General features: G+C 71.4%; 12 protein-coding genes. 7 read left to right on the top strand and 5 right to left on the bottom strand.

Annotated features, from left to right (window positions below):
- Positions 1-9 precede the first annotated feature (9 nt).
- From IE247_RS32940 to IE247_RS32930, 3 genes are read left to right on the top strand one after another with little or no spacing between them, the layout of a single operon-like run.
- Positions 10-1,488 (top strand): vWA domain-containing protein, encoded by a 1,479-nt coding sequence (locus IE247_RS32940; protein WP_190127036.1) that lies wholly within the window; start codon positions 10-12, stop codon positions 1,486-1,488.
- A 14-nt stretch (positions 1,489-1,502) separates the two neighbouring features.
- Positions 1,503-2,615, top strand: a complete 1,113-nt coding sequence (locus IE247_RS32935) for an ATP-binding protein (protein WP_190127035.1) — start codon at positions 1,503-1,505, stop codon at positions 2,613-2,615.
- On the top strand, positions 2,612-5,467 hold the full coding sequence (locus IE247_RS32930; protein WP_190127034.1) for a DUF5682 family protein: 2,856 nt from the start codon (positions 2,612-2,614) through the stop codon (positions 5,465-5,467). The genes IE247_RS32935 and IE247_RS32930 overlap by 4 nt, the downstream gene beginning before the upstream one ends.
- A gap of 2 nt (positions 5,468-5,469) precedes the next feature.
- On the opposite strand, the gene IE247_RS32925 is transcribed toward IE247_RS32930, so the two are convergent.
- The gene (locus IE247_RS32925) at positions 5,470-9,228 is read right to left on the bottom strand and encodes a phage tail protein (protein WP_190127033.1); all 3,759 of its coding nucleotides are present in this window, start codon (positions 9,226-9,228) and stop codon (positions 5,470-5,472) included.
- Between the two features lie 316 nt (positions 9,229-9,544).
- Here IE247_RS32925 and IE247_RS32920 point away from each other — a divergent pair, with 316 nt between their 5' ends.
- From IE247_RS32920 to dpgD, 4 genes are all read left to right on the top strand, one after another.
- Entirely contained in the window at positions 9,545-10,075 is a 531-nt protein-coding gene (locus tag IE247_RS32920; protein WP_190127032.1) for a hypothetical protein, read from the top strand.
- A gap of 428 nt (positions 10,076-10,503) precedes the next feature.
- Complete coding sequence (locus IE247_RS32915; protein ID WP_229869512.1) at positions 10,504-12,750, top strand: hypothetical protein; 2,247 nt, start codon at positions 10,504-10,506, stop codon at positions 12,748-12,750.
- Between the two features lie 95 nt (positions 12,751-12,845).
- Entirely contained in the window at positions 12,846-18,722 is a 5,877-nt protein-coding gene (locus tag IE247_RS32910) for a hypothetical protein (RefSeq protein ID WP_190127031.1), read from the top strand.
- Between the two features lie 24 nt (positions 18,723-18,746).
- Entirely contained in the window at positions 18,747-19,550 is an 804-nt protein-coding gene (gene dpgD, locus IE247_RS32905; RefSeq protein WP_190127030.1) for an enoyl-CoA-hydratase DpgD, read from the top strand.
- Positions 19,551-19,610: 60 nt separating this feature from the next.
- Here the strand turns inward: dpgD and dpgC are convergent, their stop codons facing one another.
- From dpgC to IE247_RS32885, 4 genes are all read right to left on the bottom strand, one after another.
- Positions 19,611-20,948 (bottom strand): (3,5-dihydroxyphenyl)acetyl-CoA 1,2-dioxygenase DpgC, encoded by a 1,338-nt coding sequence (dpgC, locus tag IE247_RS32900; protein WP_190127029.1) that lies wholly within the window; start codon positions 20,946-20,948, stop codon positions 19,611-19,613.
- On the bottom strand, positions 20,932-21,621 hold the full coding sequence (dpgB, locus tag IE247_RS32895; RefSeq protein WP_190127028.1) for an enoyl-CoA-hydratase DpgB: 690 nt from the start codon (positions 21,619-21,621) through the stop codon (positions 20,932-20,934). The genes dpgC and dpgB overlap by 17 nt, the downstream gene beginning before the upstream one ends.
- 28 nt (positions 21,622-21,649) lie before the next feature.
- The gene (dpgA, locus tag IE247_RS32890; RefSeq protein ID WP_190127027.1) at positions 21,650-22,771 is read right to left on the bottom strand and encodes a 3,5-dihydroxyphenylacetyl-CoA synthase DpgA; all 1,122 of its coding nucleotides are present in this window, start codon (positions 22,769-22,771) and stop codon (positions 21,650-21,652) included.
- 54 nt (positions 22,772-22,825) lie between these two features.
- Positions 22,826-23,765, bottom strand: a 940-nt coding sequence (locus IE247_RS32885) for a thioesterase domain-containing protein (RefSeq protein ID WP_229869511.1), incomplete at its 5' end; no start/stop codon positions are given.

Raw genomic sequence — 23,765 nt, 5'->3', positions numbered from 1 at the left:
GACCACCACATGACAGACCGTACAGACCGTCCTCTGCCGGACAGCCCCGCGTCGGACCTTTCTGCGCCGGACCCCCACGACAGCCGCCGACAGGTGCTCTACTGGCGGCTCCTCGCCCGGCTCTTCGACCCCGAGGAGCAGGCGACCCTGGAATCGGCGAGCCTCGCCGTCGTCGAGGACATCGGTCTGCCTCCGGCCCTCCTGGACCCCCAGGCGTCCGTCGACTCGATCGTCCAGCGCCACCCCGAGCTGGCATCCGAATTCGACTCCCTGATGGTGCCCGAGTCCGACTCCGAGGCCGGCCTTGAGACCTCCGGCGGCGGCCGGGACCGGGCCGCCGAAGTACGCCGCGCGGCCCTGGTGTCCAAGGTGCTGCTCAATGTGTTCACCTCCGGCACCGGCACGGTCACCGCCGGACAGCTGGCACGCTGGCAGTCCGACGCGGGCTGGCTGGAGCGCGCGCTCGGCTGCCGCCCCGGCGAACTGCGCGGCGGCCGAGCCGGACGGGGGACCGCAGGCCACGGCACCACCGGAGCGGGCACCGCCCCGACCGGCACCGGCGGCCGCGGCACGACCCCCGACCTCAGCCGGCTGATCCCGGCGATCGGCCCCGAACTCGGAGCCATCGAGGCGGAACTCGTCAAGCGGATGCACCTCCGCGAGGTACTGGCCGACCCCCGGCTCGCCGCACGGCTCACCCCGAGCATGTCGCTCATCGAGCAGCTCCTCCGGGACAAGGACAACCTCTCGGGCGTGGCCCTGGCCAACGCCAAGAACCTCATCCGCCGCTTCGTCGACGAGGTCGCCGAAGTCCTCCGCACCCAGGTGGAGAAGGCGACGGTGGGCGCCATCGACCGCTCCGTCCCGCCCAAACGGGTGTTCCGCAACCTCGACCTCGACCGCACGATCTGGAAGAACCTCACCAACTGGAGCCCGGAGGAGGAGCGTCTCTACGTCGACCGCCTCTACTACCGGCACACCACCCGCAAGACCACACCCCAGCGGCTGATCGTCGTCGTGGACCAGTCGGGCTCGATGGTCGACTCCATGGTGAACTGCACCATCCTCGCGTCGATCTTCGCCGGACTCCCCAAGGTCGACGTCCATCTCATCGCCTACGACACCCAGGCGCTCGACCTCACACCCTGGGTCCACGACCCCTTCGAGACCCTGCTGCGCACCAAGCTCGGCGGCGGCACCGACGGCACGGTCGCCATGGCCCTGGCCCAGCCCAAGATCTCCGAACCCCGCGACACCGTCGTGGTGTGGATATCCGACTTCTACGAATGGCGGACCGAGCCGCTGTTCGAGAGCATGGCCGCCATCCACCGCTCGGGCACCAAGTTCATCCCCGTCGGCTCGGTGACCAGCTCCGGACGCGGCAGCGTCAACCCCTGGTTCCGCGAACGCTTCAAGGACCTCGGCACACCGGTGCTCTCCGGCCACATCCACAAGCTCGTCCACGAGCTCAAGACGTTCCTCACCTGAGAAAGGCCCCTCACATGTCCGACCTGCTGCGCGCCCCCGCCGAGATCAAGTACGCCGAGGAACTCGACTGGCTGGAGTCCGTCGACGACAGCCCCAAGCCCTTCTCCTGGCGGCTGTCCCCCAAGATGGTCCGCCTGTTCATCCTGGGCTCCGAGCGCTCCGACGGCCTGGAGCGGGAGATCCCGCAGAAGTGGTTCGGCGACCGCAGCCTCGTCGAGCGCTCCATCGTCACACTCGCCTCCGACCGGGGCCTGCTCCTCATCGGCGACCCCGGCACCGGCAAGAGCTGGCTCGCCGAACTGCTGTCCGCCGCGATCTGCCGCAGCTCCACACTGGTTGTGCAGGGAACCGCCGGCACCACCGAGGACCACATCAAATACTCCTGGAACGTCTCCATGGTCATCGCCAAGGGCCAGTCGCGCGAGTCGATGATCCCCTCGCCGATCATGACCGCGATGGAGACCGGCGCGATCGGCCGCTTCGAGGAACTCACCCGCTCCACCAGCGATGTCCAGGACGCGCTGATCTCGATCCTCTCCGAGAAGTACATCTCCGTACCCGAACTCGACAGCGACAGCATCGTCTTCGCCCAGCCCGGCTTCTCCGTCATCGCCACCGCCAACAGCCGAGACCGGGGCGTCAACGACCTCTCCTCGGCCCTCAAACGACGGTTCAACTTCGTCCGCATCCCCGTCGTGACGAACAAGAAGAGCGAAGCGGAGATCGTCCGCTTCCGCACCAAGGAACTGCTCCGCCGCCACCAGCTCGAACTCGACGTGCCTCCCACCCTGCTCGACGTGCTGCTCCAGAGCTTCGGCGATCTGCGCGCCGCGGCCGCCGCGGCCGGCAGCGACGACGAGAAACTTGAGTCGGCCCTCTCCACCGCCGAGCAGATCGGCGTACTGGAGGACGCCGTACTCCACAGCGACTTCTTCGGCGAGCGCGCGCTGACCGCCCGCGCACTGGCCTCCTCGCTCGTCGGATCGCTGGCCCGGCGCGAACCCGAGGACCTCGCCATCCTCAACAAGTATCTGCACGGCGTCGTCGAGCCGCGCAGCAGGGAAGACGGCGGACCCTGGCCCGAGTTCCTCGAAGGCGGCCGCGACGCGATCGCCACCCTGTCATGAGCGGCACCCCCGAAGGGACCTTCGAAGCGCTGCGCGCACAGCTCCAGGAGGCCGCCGCGACCTTCGCCGACGGGCCCGGAGCCCTGGAGGGCATACTCCTGGGCCTCGTCGACGACGTCGACCGCGCCGTGCGCGAACCACTGGAGATCTTCCCCGTCTGCCACCACTCGCCCGCCTCGGCCATTGCGATGACCCGCCGGCTGCGCGAGAAACAGCCGAAGGTGGTGTATCTGGAGCTGTGCGAGGACATGGCCCCGATCCTGACCGAACTGCGCAACTGCCGACTCCCGGTGGCCCTCCAGGCCTTCGCGACCGAGACCGACGGCTTCCCCGCCGCATGGGCCCCGCTGTCGGTCGTCGCGCCGATCACCGAGGCCTCGGCCGAGTACCAGGCGATCGCCTACGCGCTGGACACACCGGGCGTCGAACTCGTCCTGGTCGACCGCTCCTCAGACCACGTCTTCCAGTGGGACCCGCGCGCGAGGCACTCCGAGGACACGGCCGCCCGTCCCGACCCGTCCGACCCGTCCGACCCGGACGGCGTGTCCGGTTCGTCCGACCCGGACGCGCCGACCGCCGGAGAGGCCGCCGCACCGCACGGCGACGCGGTCGGCCTGGAGATCGGCGACCTGCGGCCCCGCTTCGCCGAACTGGAGGAACACCTGCTGCGCCACGGCCGGGTCCGGCACTGGTCGGAGTGGTGGCACCAGTACGTCGAACTTCCCCTCGGCGACAGCGACCACGACACCTACCGCCAGGTCATGATCCTCATCGGCAGCCTCTTCCGCCGCCTCGCACCCGGCGACCCCGGCCGGGTCCGGGTCGACGAGGACCGCGAGCGCCACATGTGGACCAGGATGCGCGAGCACCTGGCCGCGACCGGCACCGACCCCGAGGACTGCCTCTACGTCTGCGGAGCGTTCCACGCGGCCAGCCGGGTCGAGGAGTTCGGCGTCCACGGGAACGACACCTTCGAGATCGGCCCGCGCAGCGCCACCCAGTGGCGGCACGGCCTCATCCCCTCAAGCCACGCCGCGATCGAGGCGCAGTTCGGCCTCGCCGCAGGCTCGGTCTCGATCGCCGCGACACTCTGGGCGAAGAACCTCAGGCGCACCCGCGTCCAGCCGTACCGACTGACCGGCCAGGCGGGCGGCGGACGACCGAAGGCGGGCAAGAGCGCGCCCCCGGCGATCCCGGCACCGGCCGTACCGCCCTCGGACAAGCTGACCGGCTTTCTGCGCCAACCTCCCACCCTGGACCGGCTGGACGAGGCCGAACTACTCGGCTGGTCGGTCGAGATCGTGCGAGCCGCCCGCCGCAACGGCTATCTCGCCTCCACCGCCGACGCCATCGCGGTGTTCGAGACATCCATCCTGCTGGCCGGGATGCGCGACCGCGCCAAGCCCACGCCGTACGACTTCCAGGACGCGGCCGTCACCTGCGTCGAGAAGGACACCGTGCCCGGCCGGCGCGATGTGCGCCGACTCGTGGAAATCATGATGGGCGGCGACCGGACCGGCCAGGTCGGCTATGAGGCACTGCCTCCCCTGGCCCGCGATGTGCACGACCGGCTCGCCCCCCTGAACCTGAAGCTCCAGCAGCGCGGGGTGCGCCGGGCACTCCTCGACATCGCCGGCCGGCCGGAGCTGGAGCAGTGCTCCGACGTGCTCTGGATACTGCGCCGCCTGCTGCCACAGGGCGCGGCCCGGCCGATCATGGGCGAACGGAGCCTCGGCGAGCGATCGATCCAGGAGTCCTGGGACCTGGCGCTGGGCACTCATCAGCGCGCGCTCATCGAGCTGGGGTACGAGGGCGTCAGCATCGAACAAGTCCTGGAGCAGCGCCTGCGCCGCACCGCCCACGCCCCGGACGCCACCGCCGCGACCGTCCTTGAGACCGTCGAGGACGCGGTGCTCCACCTGGGCGGCCGCCGTCTCGCCGACGAACTGGGCAACCGCGCCCTGGAGGTCCTCTCGACCGAACGCGGCGTCGACGGCGCACCGGAGGTACTGCACCGGATACGGCGGCTGCTCGCGTACTACCGCACCAGCGAACCGGTCCTCCCGCCGTGGATCGAATCCTTCGTCAAGACCGGCTACGCCCACTACTGCACCCTCCTGCCGACCGCGTTCACCGACGACGACGCCACCGTCCGCCAAGTGGCCGCGATGCTCGGCTTCCTCTTCAGCATGGAGAGCCTGGCGCTCTCCCTGGGCTGCGACCGGACCCAGCTGGAACTGGCCCTCGCCCAGTCCCACCCCCAGAGCCACACCAAGACGGCGCTGCTGTGGGCGGCCCGGACCCATCTCGGCGGGCTGAGCCGCGAGGATCTCCGGGCCAGGTGCGACGAGCTGCTCGGCAACCCTCTGACGGTGGCCGCCTACCCGCGCTACCTCAGCGGCTTCCTCCACGCCCTGGAGCCGGTCCCCGGCCTCTCCGACTTCGTCGTGGAAGCCGTGTCCAATGCCTTCGCCCGCCTCCCGGACGCGGTGCTCCTGCCCTGGCTCCCGACCCTGCTCACCACCCTGCGCTCGGGCGGCGCCGAGCTGGCCCCCCTGCTGATCCGCGAAGCCGCGCGAACCTTCCCCGGCACCCTCGCCGAACTGGACACCTGGACACCGCCCTGGCTGGCCCGGCCCCACCCCGGCCCCCTGGAGCACACCCCGCACCCAGCCGTCGCCCCGGGCCATTCGCTGCTCGCGGCCCACCCCGCGACATGCGACGCGCTCGCGGATCGGCTCGGCTGCGAAGGGACCTGGGCAGCGGCCGCCCCCGCCGCGCCGGGTGCCGCGCTGGTGGCTCGCCATCCGGCGGCGGGGGAGGCACTGGAGGCGCTGCTGGCCGGAGGGTGACCTCAAACGGAGCCCGGCGGGGGGCCGGCGGGCTTCTTCTTCTTTTTCTTTTTCTTCTCTTTGATGTGGTAGTTGTCCGGGTGCTGGCGGATGTCGTTGGCCGCGGAACCTCTGTCCTTCTTCCCGGTCTGGGTGAACTTGCCGTCCTCGAAGACGACGGCATACTCCCAGTCGAATCTGGTGGACACGTGATTCTCCGCCGTGAGAATATCCTTCTTCTTTTGCAGTCCTTTGTCGGGGGTGATCGCGTTCATCTCTTCCCATTTTTCATGGAAAGGCCGCTTGGCAAATTTTCGCCCGTAGATCACTCGCACCTTGTAGCTGACGCCCTTGCCGCTCTCGACAAGATCTTTGACAGTGTTCTCCGGTGTGGCGAACAGGCCATTTCCGCTGTACGACTGTGGAGAGAGATTTTCCCATTCGGTTCCGGAGCCGCCGAGATCCTCGTTCAGGATGTGCCCCAGGGCATAGAAGCGGTTGGTGCTGCCTGAATGCTCGTGGCGGAGCTTCAAGTCGTCCCAGTGTTCACCCTTTTGCGTTCCTGACTTCGTCGGCGATCCCTTGGGCATGCCCTCCTTCGTGAGCAGGTTCGCTGTCACGGAGGTGCCGAATCCACCGTTGCTGAGCGGTCCGTGGACCGGCGGGACCGACTTCGGGAGAGGGCTTTTCTCCAGGAGTGTGGCGGTCGCCTGGGCGAGCCCTTCCAGCAGCGGCTTCAGCGTCATCCGCTTCCTCCAGACACTCAAGGAACCGCTCTTCACCCCTTCGATCCGGGTGAGCAGCTCCTTGGCCCGTTCGAAGGCCGCCTTCTTGGCGGGTTCGGTCTGCGCGGGGAGCTGATCCAGATAGGTCCGGTACTTGGTCTCCTGGCTTCGGATGACCAGGACGGCCGACTGGCCCCTGCCCCGGAAGGCCAGGGTGTGGGCCGGGGTGGCGCGTGGCTTGACGGCCTTCTTCAGTCGCCACCACGGGGAGCTGTCCTGCTCAGGCCCCTTGGCGTCCTCGCGTCGGCCGGTGGGTTTGTCCCGGCGGGCTCCGGGGCGCGGGCGGGACCGGTCGGGCCGGTCGGGGCGGCGGGGCCTGCGAGGACGGCGGGGGTCGGTGTCTTTGCCGCGTCCGTGCCCCTTGCGGCCGGCGGGGGGCCGGATGCGGGCCCAGAGCCGCCGTACCAGATCGACGATTCTGTCGATGACCCGGTCGACGGCACGGTTCACGGGCCGGGACATGGCCTGGACGATTGATTTGACCCGGTTGGCGATGCCGCCGACGCCGACGAGGGCGGCGAGGAAGCCGAGCAGGACGGGAATGGAGCGGGCGAGAGCGCGTTCCACCAGCCCGGGGACGGCTCCTGACGCGCCCTTGGCGATCGCGATGACTGAGTCGAGCACGGCGTTGACGAAGTCGATGATCTGCCGGGCGCGGGTGACGACGAAGGTGACGACGTCGATGATGAGTTTGACCGCGCGGACGAAGGCCGACGCGGGGTTGAGCAGGGAGAGGATCCAGGCGATCCCGGCCGTGACGATCGTCGGGGTCACATAGGCGATGACCTTGCCCAGGAGGTCCTTGCGGAGGTCCCCCACCCGGTTCTTGAGGTCGTCCCACATGCCGTCGACGCCCCGTCTGCGGACCTCGGCGACGATCGGTACGGCGGTCTCGGCGGCGGCGACCGCCTTCTCGGGGACCCGGCGGGTGAGCCTGGCGCGGATATTGGGCCAGGTCAGACCGAGGAGACCGGCGAGCATGGCGAGGATGCCGCGGATGTCGAACTTCGCCGGGATCTGAAGCCCTGCCTCGGCGGCGCGGCCCAGCAGCCAGGACATGATGCCCTGCTGGAGATGCCGGCCGATGTTCCGCAGGAACAGCCGCAGCCCCGCGCCCACGGCGGAGACCAGGTTGCGGAGGAAGCCGATGGGGTCCTTCAGGATCAGCATCACCGCCGTGGCGGCCTTGGCCAGCACACCGAGCAGCAGCCGCTTGAGTTCCATGACGGTGTCGATGACGCCCTTGACCGCCTCGACGGCCTTGTCGACCAGGCCCTTGTTCTTCTCCTTCTCCGCCGCCACCTCCTCGTCCACCGACCGCAGCGCGTCGGTGTACTTGGTTGCGAGCGTGTCGACGAGATCGGTGCCCTTGTCGTCCACGGTCCGGGTCAGCTCGTCGAACCGGTCCGTGAATTCGGCGGCCGCCTCCCGGCCGATCGCCTGGAGACGCCCGGGCAGCCGCTTCACCTCCGCCTGGATCTCACCCCGGCCCTGCGTGATGCGCCGCTTGGCCCGGTTCAGCTCCGTGCCGATCAGGGTGGCGACGTCACCGATCACCTGGCGCATGCGGCGGATGTAGCCGTCCCGGGCCACGTCGAAGATCTTGTCTGCCTCGGCGGGCAGCCCTGTGAGCTTGTCGTCGATCCAGCGCAGTCCCCCGGCCGGACCCGAGTACCGGCGGTCCTTGTACTCCGCCATCTTCCGCCGGTGCTCGTCGGTGAAGGTCTCGCGGGCGGCTTTCTCGCCCGTGTCGAACGCTGTGCCGACTTTCGCGTCGAGACCGCTGAGGATGGTCTCCACATCCGTCTTCATCACGTCGAAGACGGTGTGCAGACGGGCCGTGACCTCGGCGCGGTCGGCCTCGTCCCGGCTCTTGGCCCCCTTCTTGCCCGTGCCCACCTGCTGCCCGGTCAGCGTGCGCCGCGTGCCCATCGCCCCCATCGCGGCCGTCCCCAGCTCCCGCGCCCGCTCGGTGGCTTCCCCCAGCTCGGCGGCCTCGCCCGCGCGCATCCGGCCCGGTGCGGTGGCGGAGTGCCGCTCGGCGGTCTTCTTCTGGTTCAGCGCCCGGGTGAAGGACGGTTCGTTCGCACGGCGCAGCTGGGGTTCGGTGAGCCGGGCGCCGGCCAGGTCCTGGTCGAGGCGGGCCGGTCCGGCGGACAGATCCGTGGCCGACGGCGGCAGCCGGCCGGGGACCGCGCTCCGCGGATCGGGACCGGCCGGGGCCGCCGGGGGACGGTCCGCCGACAGTGCGACGACCTCCTTCGGCACGGCCGCCGAGGTGTCGGGCGGAGCGGCGGTCGTGGTCGCGATCTGCTCGGCCGAGTCCGACTTGCCCTCCCCGACCTCGCCCCGCACCTCGGCGCGGATCTCGTCGGCCTTCCCGGAGTCCGCGAACTTGTCCGCCTGGTCGAGATTCTTGGGCGCTTTGTCCGCGACGGCCTTCTCCACCGCCCGGATGAACGCGTCCCTGTCGAACTCGCCGGGGCGCGCCTCGTCCATCCGGTCCGCGTTCGCCGTCTTTCCCTGCGCCTGGAGATCGTCCTTCGGCGGTACCGCCGCGTCCTGCGCCGCCACCGCCTCCGCCCGCGCCGGCGGGTGCGAGGCGGCGACCGACCGCTTCTTGCGCTGAACATCCCTCTTCAGCGCCGTGAACCGCGAATCGGCGTGCGGACCGGGACGTTTGGCGGTGCTCCCTCCGGTGGCGGCGCTCCCCCCGGCGGCAGCGGCGGCGGGAGTGGCGGCGGGAGTGGCGGCAGCCCCTTCGGACGCGGCCGGCGCGCCCGCCCCCGGTGATGCGCTGTCGGCCCGCGCCGCCCGTCGTCCGTCCGGCGCGGTACGGCGGGCCGCCGCCGCGACCGCGGCATTGCCCACCCGTGACTGCGCGGCGGCCGACGAGCCCCCACCCCGCGCCGCCGGTCCCCCCGCCGGTTCACCCGTCGGTCCCCCCACCGCCTCCGGCGTACGCGTCAGGGCGGCCGCCACCGCCGAGTTGGACACCGCCGTACGGGAGGACTTCCCCGGAATTCGGGCATCCGCCCGGCTCTGGGGAGCGCGTACGGCGGGATCCGGCGACTTCGGCCGGGTACCGAGAGCCTTGGACGACGGCATAGCGGGCCTCCCCACGCCTTCCTGTGCCAGTCGGGCCGAGAGAACAGCCGTGTCCTGTGAGAACACGCCCCCGGGCCAGCATGACAGCGAGGGCATGACGAGACCGTCGTCCGGACGTCACCCGGGTATCACCGGGGTATCGCACTGATCAGGGACCGCCACGCGGACGTAGGCTTTCGGGGGACGACTCAAGGGGGAAAAGCTCATGCGGAACCGAAGGCCCAGGATCACGAAGAGCGTGGGCATCGGCATGCTGGTGGCCGGGGTGGCCGCGCCGCTCGCCGTGTACATCGGGGTGGACGAGTACCAGGAGCGCGCCGACCGTCGCGCGGTGGAGAGCGCCGCCCGCGCCGTCATTCAGCAGCGGGTCGATCTCAACACCGCCGTCGGACGCGACTCCTTGGCGCCGCGGCCACGGCAGGCCACCGAGGAGGCCGCCCGTGCACTGCGGGCCTCCTACGCGAAGCGCGCTCAGGAAGGGCGGAAGGCGGCGACCGAGGGCAGAGGTCTGAGATCTTCGGAGACCCGGCTCTTCGATGTCGAAGTGGAATTCTTCGCGGACGATTTCGCGAGCATCGATTTCTCTCAAGAGACCGACTTCGCACGGGAGGTCACAGCCGCGGGGGAATCGGAGGAGGGCCATCCTCCCACGGTCTCCTCCCACTCCTTCTCCTTCCGGAAAGTGGACGGAGAATGGCTGCTCTCCCAGGACCGCGGCCCGGACGAGTTCGCCTGAGCCGAATCCCGCGCCGCGCACCGTACACCGTGCCGCGCACAGTACCCCGCGCCTGACGGCGGGCACCGCCGCGAACTCGCCAAATCGCACTGAAGTTCGTCATGGTGTCCAAAAGCCCGCTCCCGGGCCCCGCGCACGGCGGGGACCGGGGAAGGTGACGAAAACCCGCTCGGTGAGCCGAGGACAGGCATAGCCTGCGTGCAGCATTTCGTTCGGGTCGGGACGACCTACGGTGCGGCGGCGGAGGTGTCATGGGCGGAGAACCGCGCGGACCAGCGACTGTCAGGGAAATCAGGGGACGGGCCGGAGGACGGCCGAGGAATTCCACCGGACGCCCGGCGGCCGGGGAACGCGCCGGTGCACCGGCGGCGTGCGGGCCGGGCCGCGCGGCCGGGCCGGAGACACCGGATCCCTATGGCGAACAGGCCTTGCTCACCCCCGCCATGGCCGAGGGCCACGAAGCCGTGCCGCCCGGGGAGCGGGAGCGGCTGCTGACATATCTGGAAGCGGTCGTCGCGGCCCGCCGGACGCCGGTGCACGCGGCGGTCGCCTTCAACGCCGTCTACTTCGGCTACGACCTCGACGGAGAGGGCTACGGCCGCAGCCCTCTCCGGCTCGACGACTTCCCCGTGGTCGCTCTCGGCGCGGACGTACCCGCCCTCCCCGTCGGCGCCATGATGCGCGTCGCCACCGGGTCGGACCCGCTCTACGCCGAGATCGTCTACAAGGAGGGCGCCCACCCGGACGTCACCCCCTTCGGCGAGGTGCCCGCCTGGGTGTCCGGAGCGCCCGCCGGCGCGGAAGCCGCGGGCGACCCGGGGACGGACCCCTCACCACGACGCCGCGAACTCCTGGTCCCCGATCCGCACGCCTTCGGCCCCGGACTGAGCCTGTCACCGGCACGACTGCACCGACTCCGCACCCAGCAGCGCTGGATCAACGAGGACGGCCATGTCCTCGTCGACGCCCGCTACCCGTCGCGGGAAGCCGCCCTCCGCACCGACCTCCCCGCCTACGCGGACCATCTGCTGACCACCGCACGGGCACAGCTCCTCAGCCCCTTCGTCCCCGTCTCCCTCGCCGAACTCGTGGGCAGCACACAGGAGGAAGCGCTCCGCGCCGGTCTGCTCCGCCTCCTCGACACGGTGCGGCGCGTCCTGCTCTCCAGCGAACTGCTGCGGACCTGGGGCCCGTACGCCATCACCCGCGATTCGCTCGCGGCCTGCCGGCGCGAGACCGGGCCGCTCGGCGGCGGCGATCTGCGCACTCTCGCGGCGGCCCTGGAACGCGCGGCGACCCCGTCACGGCGTCGATACGGACTGACGTCCCCGGTCACCGCCTACACGGCGATCGGCCCCCGGCTGCGCGCGTTCCCCGGAGCCGGGGAGCTGCTGAAGGGCGTGGAGTACGCGGCGGCCGTGTGCCGGGCGAATGTGACGCTGGCCGACGCGGTCGGTCGGGACAGCGACCGGGGCCTGTTCGCGAGCGGCGCGAGAGTCACCCTCGACGACGCCTTCCAAGGCGGGGGAGTCTGGCGCTCCCACCGCCCCGGCGACGCGGAACACCCCGGCGACGACCCCCTGACCCCGGCCGGCCGGGGATGGACCTCCACGACGGCGACAGCGACGGCGACGGCACCCGGGCCCGAGCCGGAGCCCGAGCCCGAGCCCGAACCGGAGCCGCTTGACGCACCACTCGTGGACGATGCCGACCTCGGGCCGAGCCGGCTGCTGCGCGCCGACGCGAACGAGATCGTCTGGCGGCTGCCCCTGCGCCTCACCCACCTCGCCGACGGCTTCCTCCCGCTCCACCCGCCCATCGCCGACGACCTGCGCACCGCCTGCGGCCGCCGGCCCGCCGTCCGGCTCGAACTCGGCCACCCGAGCGGCACCCTCGGCGCGGACGAAGCGGTACAGAGAACCGTCGCCGACCTCGGGGGCGGAGCGGACGGAACCGGCCGCCTCACCGGAGTGGCCTGGCCCGCGTGCTTCTTCCCCGGTCTGCTGCTCCAACTGCACTGGCCCCGCGGCGGCCGGGTGATCCGCGCGGCCACGATCCGGCTCGACCGGCCGGTGCGGGTCGGCGACCGGGAGATCGGGCACCGCTACGACCCGTGCGTCCTCACCCGGGAGGACGCCCCGGGCAGCGGCCGGGACGGTGACACGGCGGCCGGCCTCGGGCCCAGAGCGCTGGTGCTGCGCACGGTCCGCCGCTGCGGGCTGCTCACCGTCGACGGCCACGCCCTGCTCGACCGGCCCGGTCTGCCCCTCGCCGTCTACGGCAGAGAGCCCGCCCGTACGCGGTCCACCGCCCTGGAGGCCGCGGTGACGGAACTCCTCGCCGAGCGCCTCCTCGAACCGGCCGTCGGCAGCCGTGACCTCACCGGCCGCCCGCACTTCCCGGCGCGCCCCGGGGAGCGGACGATACCGCTCATCGGCTACCGCCCCGCCCGGATCCGTCCGCCCCGGCCCTGGGGCGGCGCGGGACCGGCCGCCGAACCCCTGCGCGATGTGCAGTACGTACCCGGTCATCTGCGCCGGCTGCTGCCGGGGCGCTCGCCGAGCGACACCCAGCGGACCGCCTTCCGCGAGCACTGCCGAAGACTCGGCAAGGCGGACGGCTGGGAGCTGCCCGACGGCTACACCTTCGTCACCCAGCACACCCGGGGCCACTGAGCCCTCCCGGCGCGTTCCGGCGAGCGACGGACCGTACCCCACGGACCGTCCGACCCGGATCGCCGAACCCGGACCACTGAACGGAGCACGCACGTATGCAGGACCGCTATCACGTCATCGCGGGGCCGCCGATGTCTCCGCGGGACGTGTCGGCCGACGGCCTCAAGGCCCTGGCCTCGGCACTCAACGCACTGGAACAGCCGGCCGCCGCCGCCCTGGACGACCTGAAGGCCGACATGGTGGAACTGGCCTTCAACTCCCTCCCTCCCAAGGACCGGCAGGGACTCCTCGGACTCCTCGCGATACACATGGCCGCCCCCCGGCGGGCGGGCGGCGCGCTGTGCCGGGACATCCTGGCCAGACTGCGCCGCGAAGCACGGCGCGACTTATGCACCTGCGGCCTCAAGGCCCTCACCCAGACCGTGATGAACGATGTCGCCGAGGCCGCCTTCGCCGAGGGCGACGACGCCGTCCCCGACCCTGCCTCCCGCTGGGGCGCGCCGCTGGTCCGGGCCGTCGTGTTCGCGTGGTGCAACGCCTCGGTCGCCGACGCCCACGTCCTCGTCTGGGCGGCGGAGCGCGACTGGTTCGGGGCCGCGGCGGCGGCGGACGGGACGGAGGCTCCGCGGCTCGACGCCGTGCACGAGGCCGCGCGCTCCGTGGTGGAGGCGTATCCGGACTTCGCCGTCGGCGACCCCGAGAGCAGGGAGCCCGAGGACAGGGAGCCCGAGGACAGGGAATCGCCGCCCGCCACCGCCGCCCCCGTACCGGACGAGCCCGCTCCGCGCGCTGCGGAGCCGTACGCGTCGGAGCCGGAGGAGGCCTGCCGGAGGCTGGAGCCCGCCCTGGCCGACGCCGTGCGCGCCGCCCGGCGGATCACCGTGGCGGTCGAGGACGGACGTCCTCCCGCCGGGGACGATCTGACGCCGCTGACTGTACTGAGAGCGGCCTTCGACAGCGCCCGGACCGTGTTCGCCGAGGCGGGCATCGGTACGGAGCCGCTTCGCCTGGAGGACATGGTGCGGGCCGCGCGATCGTACCGGGAGGCCCGCGACCGCGACCGCGCCGCCCGGGAGACCCTGCGGGAGCTGCCGTCCATCGGCTGCCGGGCGGACAGCCCCGTCGCCCCCGCCGCCGAGGCCGTACGCACCGTCGCCCGGCGGCTCCTGGACGCGTCGGAGTGGACCGCGGAGGAGTGGCGGGAGGCCGCCGCGCTCACCGCGCTCGCCGACCTCGTCCGGCTGCGGCGGCGGACGAAGGAGGCGGCGGAGATCCTGACCCTTCAGGAACAGGTCGTACGGGTGCTCCCCGACTGCGCCATGGCCGCGGTGCTCGCCCATGAACTGACCCTCCCCGAGCCGGAGGAGCACACCGGCCCCCCGGCGGCCGTACCCGCGACGGAGAGCCGCCCGCCCGAGCCCGAGCCCGAACCCCGGCCTGCCCCGGCCCCCGCCCCGGTGCCCGCCCAGCCCTCCGGAACCGGCGGCGGGGCCACGACCGCGACCGCCACCGAGCCCACCGCCGAGGACCCGGACCGGGACGACGCCGAGGCCTCCGCCGAACGCGCCCTGGCGCGACTGATCACGGAGCGGCGCTTCGGACTCGCCCACCATGTGGCGCGAGCCTCGGGCAGCCCCGAGCCCCAGGTGACCGCGCTCCGGCTGGCCGGTGCGGCAGCGCTGCTCACCTCCGGCACCAGCCACGGGGCCCGGCTGGTCGCGGATCTGCTCCAGCGGCAGAGCGGCCCGTTCGGCCGCGACGCCGAGGGCGGCGAACTCATCCTCTTCCCCGCCCTGCTGCGCGCCGCCCTGGTCACCGGCGACCATGTGGCGGGCGCGCAGCTCAAGGCGATGGCCCCCCGGCTGCCGGACGCGCTCGGGGAGGTGGCGACCACGGTCGCCGACCGTGCGCTCAGCGGGGCCCTGATGACCGCCTCCCCGCTGGTCGTCATCGCCGACGTCTCCGAGACCGAGGCCCGGCTGCGCGAGCTTCGCGAGCAGTGCGCCGCCCTTGCCGCACCCCAGCGGCTCCGGTTCGCCAGGGCGACGGGCATCGCCAAACGGTGGCTCGCCCCCGACGGCGGACTCCTCGGCTCCATGCTCACGGCCGTGATCGACGACGACCGGGAAGCCCTGCCCGCCGTCCGGGAGAAGGCGGAGCGCCTGTCGAAGCTCTCCGAGATCAACGCCGAGATCGACCGCATGGACCGCGCCCACCGCTCCTCCAGTGGCAAACCGCTCCAGGGCTCCGGACGGCAGGACCTGGTGCATGTCGTCGAACGAGCCGTGGGACTGGCCAAGGAGTGGTGTCTCGCGGTCGACGGGGCGGGCAAGGGCGACCGCTCGGACGGCAACAGGTCCGCCAAGGAGGTCTCGGCCCTGCGCCAGTCGATGCTGGCGAGCCGTGAGGCCGTGCTGACCGAACTCGAACAACTGGCCAGGCGTCACGGCAGCGTCGCCGCGGCGGCCGCGTGGGCCGCGCGCAGCTCCATGGAGGAGATCTTCGCCCTGCTGTGCGGCGCCGCCGGGGCCGCGCGCCCCGGCGGCGGCTCCGGCGGCGGCCCCGACCCGGAACACGTCCTGGACGCGGAGCTGCTGAAGGTCTGCGACACGGTCACCGAACGGCCCCCGCTCGAACTGCTTCTGACGGCGGTCGACCGGAGCTGGGAGGAGGCCCTGCGCGAACGGCTCGACAACGGCGCGTTCACGGCCGCCCGCACCATCGTGGAGCTGGCCGCGCGAGGAGCGCTGCCCTGCCCGGACGGCGTGGCGTTCGCACCGGACACGGCCGCCGGGATCGGGGAACTGGAGAACACCCGGCGCGCGGCCCTGCGCACGGAGCACGACCACCTCGTCGCCGAGCTGCACCGGGCCCAGGTCGACGGCGCGGTGACGGACGACCAGGACCTGCGGCTCCAGGAGCTCCTGGCCGACGCCCGCACCCGCCTCGACGACACCGAACAGCGCGATCTGACACCCGTACGGCGGGCACTGGCCGCCGTACGGGAGCATCTGCCCGCCTACCGGCAGCAGGCGGCCGACCGCATCCGGGCCCGGCTCGACGCCCTGGACCTCACCGAGGACGAGCGGACACAGGTACTGCGGCACCTGGACACCGGCGGCGGCCTGGCGACCTCGGCCAACCTCGTCTACTTCCTGGAGATCGGCGAACCCGTCCCGGAGATCGAGGCGGGGGAGTCCCATCTGACGGAGTTCTTCCCCGTCGTCCCCGACGGGCTCCCCAAGGGCATCGACCACCAGCTCGTCGAAACGGTCCGCTCCGGTGGGAAGCACCCGACCGTCCCCGTCCTGGACTACGGAAACCTCTCCAGCGACGAGGCCGCACTCGCCGCCGACGCCCTCGACGACTGGCGCGAGCTGGGCGCGACCGACTCCAAGGACCGGCCCAACATCCCCGCCCGGCGCAAGCTGCTCCCGGCCCTCAAACTCCTCGGCTACGACGCGAAGAGCGTCCGCTCACTGGACGAGCTGTCGCCGCACCGGCGCGAGTACCGCTTCTTTGAAGCGATCGGCGTGGAGGTCGGCGGCCGGGCCAAGGCGCCCGCGTTCGGCTCGCAGATCAAGGAGCAGGGCGGCAGCCTCCGGGTGCTGATGGTCTGGGGACGCCCGCCCGCCGAGGTCGTCATGAGCCTGGCGACCCGCGACCCCAGCGAGACCAGTCTGCTGGTCGTCTACTTCGGCACCCTCGGCCGGGAGGCCCGCGCGGAGCTGGCCGGCGGCTCCGACCGGCTCCAGCCGCTGCTGGTGGTCGACGACGCGGCCCTCGCCTATCTCGCGGCCCGGGGCAACCGGCAGATCAGCACGGCCACCCAGACCCTGCTGCCGTTCTCCGGCGTCAACCCGTACATCAGGGAGAAGCGCGGCCGCATCGGCGGGGAGATGTTCTACGGGCGGGACGCGGAACGCAAGAGCATCCTCGACCCCCGGGGCACCCAGGTCATCTTCGGCGGACGCGGCCTCGGCAAGTCGGCGCTGCTCAGCGACGCCGGGGAGCGCTTCATGGACCAGCGCCCCGGTTTCCACCAGTCGGTGTACGTGAACCTCGACCAGGAGAACATCGGCAAGGGAAGCTCCCTCGGCCCCGAGGCGCTGTGGAGCGTCCTGGACCGGGAGCTGACCGAGGCCCAGGTGCTGGGCCGCCCCCAGGGCCGCAAGTCGCAGAAGGACCGCTCCGAACGGGTCCGTGAAGGGATCCGCGGCTGGCTCGACGGGGACTCACGGCGCCGTCTGCTGATCCTGCTCGACGAGTGCGACCAGTTCTTCGAGGCGGACGCCCCCCGGTTCGACCAGACCAAGAAGCTGAAAGGGCTCGGCTCCGACACCAAGGACCGGGCCAAGGTCGTCTTCGCCGGACTCCACTCCGTACAGCGCTTCGCCAAACTCGCCAGCAACGGACCGTTCGGACACCTCGCGCAGACCCCGAAGGTGATCGGCCCGCTCGCCCCGCAGTTCGCCGCCGATCTGCTGGTCGAGCCGATGCGGGCGCTCGGCTTCGAGTTCGACGACGTGGATCTCGTGAACAGGGTGCTCGGCTACTGCTCCTACCAGCCCTTCCTGTTGCAGATGTTCGGACACCGGCTGGTCGAGCTGATGCACCGCAAACGGAACCGTCGCGGCGCCGAGGGACCCCCGTACCCGGTGAGGGTCGCCGACATCGAGGCCGTGGAGTCCGACACCGCCCTCAGGACGGGCATCTCGGCGGCCTTCAAGGACACCCTCAGCCTCGACCACCGCTACGACGTGATCGCCAACGTACTCGCCTACCAGGCCCGCCACCACGGCCTGGAAGCCCGCCTGAGCGACGCCGAGCTGCGCGAGGAGTGCGAGACCTGGTGGCGGGAGGGGTTCGAACGGCTCGACACCGAGGGATTCCGGGCCTACCTCTCCGAGATGGTGGGCCTCGGCGTCCTCGCGCCCAACCACGACGGCCAGGGCTGGCATCTGCGCGGCCCGAACGCCCTGCGCATGATCGGCACGTCCCACGAGGTCGAGGCCCGGCTCCTCCGCGCCGAACAGGACTGCAAACTGGAGGAGAGCATCGTCCTGGAGGGCCGGCCCGAGCTGCCCGACGGCCGGCCCGCGCCCCTCACCATCACCCAACTGGACGATCTCCTCGGCGAGCGCGCCAACCAGACCAGGGTCGTCCTCGGCACACCGGCCACCGGAGTCACCGACGTCGGCGACACCCTGCGCACGGTCGCCGGACGCATCGCCGACTGGAAGCTGCCGCCCATCGGCAAGCCCAGCGTCTACAAACAGGAGCTGACGGGCGGACGCCCCCGCGAACGACGCGTCGTCATCAGCGACTTCGCCCGCTACCCCGCGAAGTCCGAGACCTGCCGTGAAGCCGTCGACCTGGCCGACACACTGCTCCCCACCACCTCGGGCGTCACCCGTGCGGTCGTCCTCGTGACCGACACCGGCCAGCTCGGCCTGTGGCGCGCCCTGCTCATGGGCGAGGCACTGACCTCGGCCGTTCCCGTGGTGCTGCGCCGCCACGACCGCCGGGGGCTACGAGGCTGGGCACAGCGCGCCGACATGTTCAACACGGACGAACGCCTGGACCGGCTCTACGCGCTGACCGGCGGCTGGCCCCTCCTCGTGGACCGCGCCCACCGGCTGCACGGCGAACTCGGCGACCCCGACGAGGTGCTGCGACACCTCGCGGAGCTGCTCACCGACCGCCCGGCGGCCCGCGCGTTCCTCGAAGCGACCGGCCTCCACGCCGATCCGAAGCTCGCGGCGGGATACCGCGCCATCGCCGCCGAGTTCGGCGGAGACCTCGTCGACACGGAGGCCGCCGTGACCGCCATCGCCTACCGCACCGGGGACGAGGAGGAGGCCCGCTGGGTCTTCGCCTGCCTCGACGCCCTCCAGGTGTTCGAGCGCGAGGAATCACAACTGCGCCTGGAACCCGTGCTCATGAGGTGCGCGGAACCGGACTTCGACTGAGAGAGGAGCCGTACGATCATCCCCATGAAGCCGAGATCGAGAGTGCTTTACGAGAAGAACGGCCATCTTGCCCGCATCACACTCGACAGGCCCGAGGTTCTCAATGCGATGGACCTGCGCATGCACGAGGAACTCGCCGAGATATGGGACGACTTCGAATCCGACGACGAAATGTGGGCGGCGGTGCTCTCCGGCTCGGGAACCCGCGCGTTCTCCGTCGGCCAGGACCTGAAGGAAGCGGCCGGCCGCATCCGCGAGGGAACCGCGCCCCCGGCCACCTTCGGCAGCCGGGGGAAGCCCGGCTGGCCCCGGCTGACCGAGCGATTCGACCTCGCCAAGCCGGTCGTCGCCAAGGTCCGGGGATACGCCATGGGCGGCGGCTTCGAACTCGCTCTCGCGTGCGACATCGTCATCGCCTCCGAGGACGCGACCTTCGCACTGCCCGAGGCCAGACTCGGACTCATGGCCGGGGCCGGCGGAGTCTTCCGGCTGACCCGGCAACTGCCCTGGAAGACCGCCATGGGACATCTGCTGACCGGCCGCTCCATGGATGCCCGGCGCGCCTTCGAACTCGGTCTCGTCAACGAGGTGGTCCCCGCCGAGGACCTCGACGAATGCGTCGACGGCTGGGTCGCCGACATCCTGCGCTGCGCGCCGCTCTCCGTCCGCGCGATCAAGGAAGCGGCCACCAGGTCCGCGACCATGCCACTGGAGTCGGCGTTCGCGACCCGCTACCCCTGGGAGGAGCGGCGCATGCACAGCGAGGACGCGCGCGAGGGCCCGCTCGCCTTCGCCGAGAAGCGCGAGCCCCGCTGGAAGGCCCGCTGAACACCGGGCGGTGCGCATCACCCGCGAAGCGCACCGCCCCCATTCCGGACCGTCCACGGATCACTTCGACACGGCACCGGCCGTGAATCTGCCCACCTTTCCGAGTACATCCTCGCTGTAAATGCGCAGCGCCTGCTGAAGCGCGAATTCCGCCATATAGACGCGGAAGGAGTCCGGCGGCTCCTCCGCCAGATTCAGCATTCTGCGATTGGTCACGACCGCCGCATTGTCCAGCCGGTCCATTCCCTTCCGCATCGCCGCATCCAGCTCCGCGGGATCGACCACCTCGTCGAACAGCAGCCCGCCGTCCGGCTCACTGGCCCACACCTTCCGACCCCACAGCACGATCTGACGGGACCTCCGGCTCCCGATCGCCCTGCCCAGCCGGAAATTCGAGGCACCAGGCACGATCCCCTCCTGGGCGGCCGGCAGACTGAAGAACGCGTCCGCGCCCGCGATCACCCGGTCGAACACCAGCAGCAGCTGCGCCCCGCCCCCGATCGCGAAGGTGTCGACCCCGGCCAGCCACGGCTTCTCGATGGTCGGGCTGCGCCACGACGCGTCGTGGGGGACCGCGATACCGCGCACCAGCTTGTTGATGTAGCCCATCTCCCGCCGCATCAAGAAGTCGACGAACGAGATCTCCCCCGCGTGCAGCCGCTTCAGATTGATGCCCGCGCTGAACACCCGGCGGCCCGCGTACCGGGGGTGCGACATCGGCCCGCCCCGGAACGCGCCCACCCGCACCGCCGGATCCAGAAGCGCCAGATCGACCGCGGTCTCCACATCGTCGACCTGCTGATCGTCCTCGGCGTTGAGACAGTCGTCGCGGCACAGGGTCAGCTCCGCCGCCGTACCCGTCCGTTCCAGCCGTACGGAAGGCAGCGCGATCGACCCGGTGCGCCGGAACTCCGGCAGCAGCCGCAGCGCGCGCTCGGTCGGCCGAAGCATCGACTCCATCAGATGGGTGCCGGCGGACACCGACCCCAGCACCTCCCGCAGGAAGAGACCCTGATCGATCTCCAGCCCCTCCTTGTGGGCCTGGATACGCTTCGACTCCGCCGCCATCGGCTCCGCCCCCGGCAGCAGCCCGGGAAACCTCGCCCCGGCCGAGTCCACCAGCTCGCGCAGCCGCAGCCGTACCGCGCCGCCCTCGGTGAGGTCGTCGTACACCGCGTCGACATGCTCACGGAGGAAGGCGTGCCGGGCCTGCCGTACGGCGAGCTTGGCGCGCGCGGCCGTCTCCCGCTGCCCGGGGTCCCGCTCGACGGGCTCCGGGAGCGAAGCCAACCGCTCCTCGCCGCGCGCCGCGACCGAGGCGAGCGCGTCGACGGCCGCGTCCAGGCCGCCCGGTACCGACCGGCCGTCCAGGCCGGCCCGGTCAGCGCTCGGAGACATGGACACCCCGGCGCAGTACACGGTCACAGGCGGCGAGATGCCGGCCGAGCGCGTCTTCGAACGTCGTCGTGGTCGCCTCCAGGAGCAGCTGCCGCCGGACGGCCACATCCGCGCCCCGGGCCGGTGTCACCGCGAGCGCGACGGCGACGGCGCTGTCCAGGTCGTCCGCGATCTCGTCGAGCAGCCCCAGCTCCAGCGCGTCGACGGCCCCCACCGGAGCGTCGAAGAGGGCCGCCCGTCTGACCCGGGCCACTCCGACCTGGTTCGCCAGCCGATAGAGGGCCATCCCCGGCCACGCCGAGCCCGGGCCCGCCCCCGAAGGCAGCCGCAGCCGTACACCGGGCGTGCCCAGCCTGAGATCCGTGGTCAGCAGAGCCTCCAGCGCCGTGCCGCCGCACTCCCCGTCCACGACGGCGACGGTCGTCGCGGACAGCCGCTCGATCCGCCGCAGCGCGCGTTCCCATTTGTTCACGAGGGCGATGCTCACCCCGTCGACGGGCATGCCTGCCAGTGCGTCACCGGTCAGACGCAGTACGGCGACGCTGTCGGGGCCGGCCTCCTCGGCCTGGTCCGCGAAGGCCTGTACCCGGGCGATCAGCTCACGCGACAAGGGCTCCGCCCCGTCGATCCGCAACTGCGGCCGGACGGCGGTGAGGTCATCAGTGGTGGTCATGGTGGTGCACTCCTTCTGATCGGCGGAACTACCAGCGGATGAGGGCCGTCTCGATGGTGGAGCCGGGGCCCATCGTCATGAGGACTCCGTACTCACCGCGACGTGCCAGCCCCTCGTCGCGCAACCGGTCGTAGGAGAACAGGAAGGAACCGCTCGACAGATTCCCGTAGTCACGCAGCACCCCGGTGGTGTGCCGGACATCGTGCTGAGTCAGCCCGAGGTTGATCCGCACCGAGTCGATGACCTTCTTGCCCCCGGAGTGGACCGTCCAGTGCGCGATGTCGTCGCGCCTCAGACCGGTGCCGGACAGCAGCCGACCGATGGCGAGTTCGGCGTGCGCGCCCACCACATAGGGGACGTCAGGATCGAGGAAGAAGCTGAAACGGCCCTGGTCGTCGTCCCAGTCGTAGCGCATCGCGTCGAGCGCCCCGGTGATGATGTGACTGGTGAACTTCAAGACCTCCGGGCCCGGACGCTCCTTCGGGTCCTCGGCGATGACCGCGACCGCGCCCGCGCCGTCCCCGAACAGACTGTTCACCACCGAGCTGCGCATGGTCCCGTCGAACACATAGGCGGCGGAGCACGATTCCACGCACACCATCAGCGCGAGCCGGCCCGGGTGCGCCTGCGCCCAGCCGGTCACGGCGTTGAGCCCGTTGAGCCCGGCGTTGCACCCCATGCCCACCACATCGAGCCGCCCGCAGCTCGGGTCGATGCCCAGCTCGCGGATGAGCAGCGCGCTGAACCCCGGGGTGAGGAACCCGGTGGAGGTCACGCAGCACAGATAGCCGATGTCGGAGAGATCGGCGTTCATGTTCTTGAGGCAGTCCTCGACGGCGCGCGCGCCCACCTCGATTCCCTGTCTCCTGTGCTTGGCCAGCAGGGCCCCCTGCTCCTCGGGGAGCCGTCCCCCGGCGGGGTCCTCGGGCGGCAGGGTGAGGAACCGGCGCTCGATGGCGCTGTTCAGGAAGACCGACCGGACCCGGGGGTCGTCGATCCCGAAGATGTCCAGCAGTTCGCGCTGGGAGTACGAGGTCGGCGGGACGGCGGTGCCGATGCCCGCCAGCCGTGCGCGCGACCGCTCGGGAAGCGTGGCGTCCGGTGCGGGGCGCAGGGCTCCGGGGTGGGGCAGCTGGGCGAGCGGAGTCATCGGTACATCCACCCCCAGGTGCGGAGCTTGCTTCTGGTCCGCCTGATGAAGCGGCTATGGGGCGACATCGTTGACCTTCCTGGAAATGAGGGAGCCGATCTCCGGGCTCGCCTCCGGCTGCATGAGCTGTTGGTGGTCGAAGCGCGTCCGATGGCTCTCGATGTCCGTCAGGAAGCGGTCGCGCCACAGATACGAAGCGGGTACGGAGCCGTGGTTCTCGGCGTCGACGAACAGCACCGGGACCCGGGACGGCCTCGGCGTGTGCTCGGCCATCGAGCGATGGTTCGCCCTGGTGATCAGCACCAGGTTCTGGATGGTGCGCTCCGGCAGCGTCGAGAGCGGACTTTCGACCTCCGCCAGAGCCCGCCGCAGCTCATGACCCCCGGGCAGCGGGTCCGTGCCGGAGCCCCGGTCCTGGTCCTGGTTCGCCGATGGCGGCGGCAGTGTCAGGCCGTCCAGTGCGGTACGGATCAGCTCCGCAGCCGTCGGCTCGCCCGCCGGATCCCTGCCGTGGTACGAGTCGAGCAGTACGAGCAGCGAAGGATCCTCGCCCGCCGCCTCCAGCTCGACCGCCACCTCCTGGGCGACGGTCCCCCCGAACGACCAGCCCACCAGCACACAGGGGCCCTCGCCCCGGCTCCCTCTGATCTCCCGGATCCGCGCGAGATGGACGGCCGCGAGTTCCCTCACCGCCAGGGTCCCGACCTCGCGGTCGGACAGCCTCGGGTCCTGGAGGCCGTACACCGGGTGCCCGGCCGGGAGATGACGTATCAGTCCGGACCAGGCCCAGCTCAGCCCGTTCGCCGCGGGCAGCAGGAAGATCGGCGGCAGCTCGCCCTCGGCGCGGTACGCGATCACCCCGTCCACTTCTCCGTCGGACTCCTTGAACAGGGCGTCGTGCAGCTCGGCGGGGGTGGGGTGTTGGAAGAGTGTGTGGATGGTGGTGTGGGTGTTGAGGGTGGTGTTGATGCGGTTGGTGAGGCGCATGGCGAGG

Source organism: Streptomyces inusitatus (assembly GCF_014651115.1).
Classification (GTDB): Bacteria; Actinomycetota; Actinomycetes; order Streptomycetales; family Streptomycetaceae; genus Streptomyces; species Streptomyces amakusaensis.
The sequence above is the reverse complement of the archived record's forward strand: the minus strand, read 5'-3'. Positions and strand labels throughout refer to the sequence as shown.

Excerpts from the sequence above, each read along its gene's own strand:
- IE247_RS32920 (WP_190127032.1), top strand. The coding sequence starts at position 9,545 with ATGCGGAACCGAAGGCCCAGGATCACGAAGAGCGTGGGCATCGGCATG.
- IE247_RS32935 (WP_190127035.1), top strand. The coding sequence starts at position 1,503 with ATGTCCGACCTGCTGCGCGCCCCCGCCGAGATCAAGTACGCCGAGGAA.
- IE247_RS32930 (WP_190127034.1), top strand. The coding sequence starts at position 2,612 with ATGAGCGGCACCCCCGAAGGGACCTTCGAAGCGCTGCGCGCACAGCTC.
- dpgC (WP_190127029.1), bottom strand. The coding sequence starts at position 20,948 with ATGTCTCCGAGCGCTGACCGGGCCGGCCTGGACGGCCGGTCGGTACCG.
- dpgD (WP_190127030.1), top strand. The coding sequence starts at position 18,747 with ATGAAGCCGAGATCGAGAGTGCTTTACGAGAAGAACGGCCATCTTGCC.
- IE247_RS32940 (WP_190127036.1), top strand. The coding sequence starts at position 10 with ATGACAGACCGTACAGACCGTCCTCTGCCGGACAGCCCCGCGTCGGAC.
- dpgA (WP_190127027.1), bottom strand. The coding sequence starts at position 22,771 with ATGACTCCGCTCGCCCAGCTGCCCCACCCCGGAGCCCTGCGCCCCGCA.
- IE247_RS32910 (WP_190127031.1), top strand. The coding sequence starts at position 12,846 with ATGCAGGACCGCTATCACGTCATCGCGGGGCCGCCGATGTCTCCGCGG.
- dpgB (WP_190127028.1), bottom strand. The coding sequence starts at position 21,621 with ATGACCACCACTGATGACCTCACCGCCGTCCGGCCGCAGTTGCGGATC.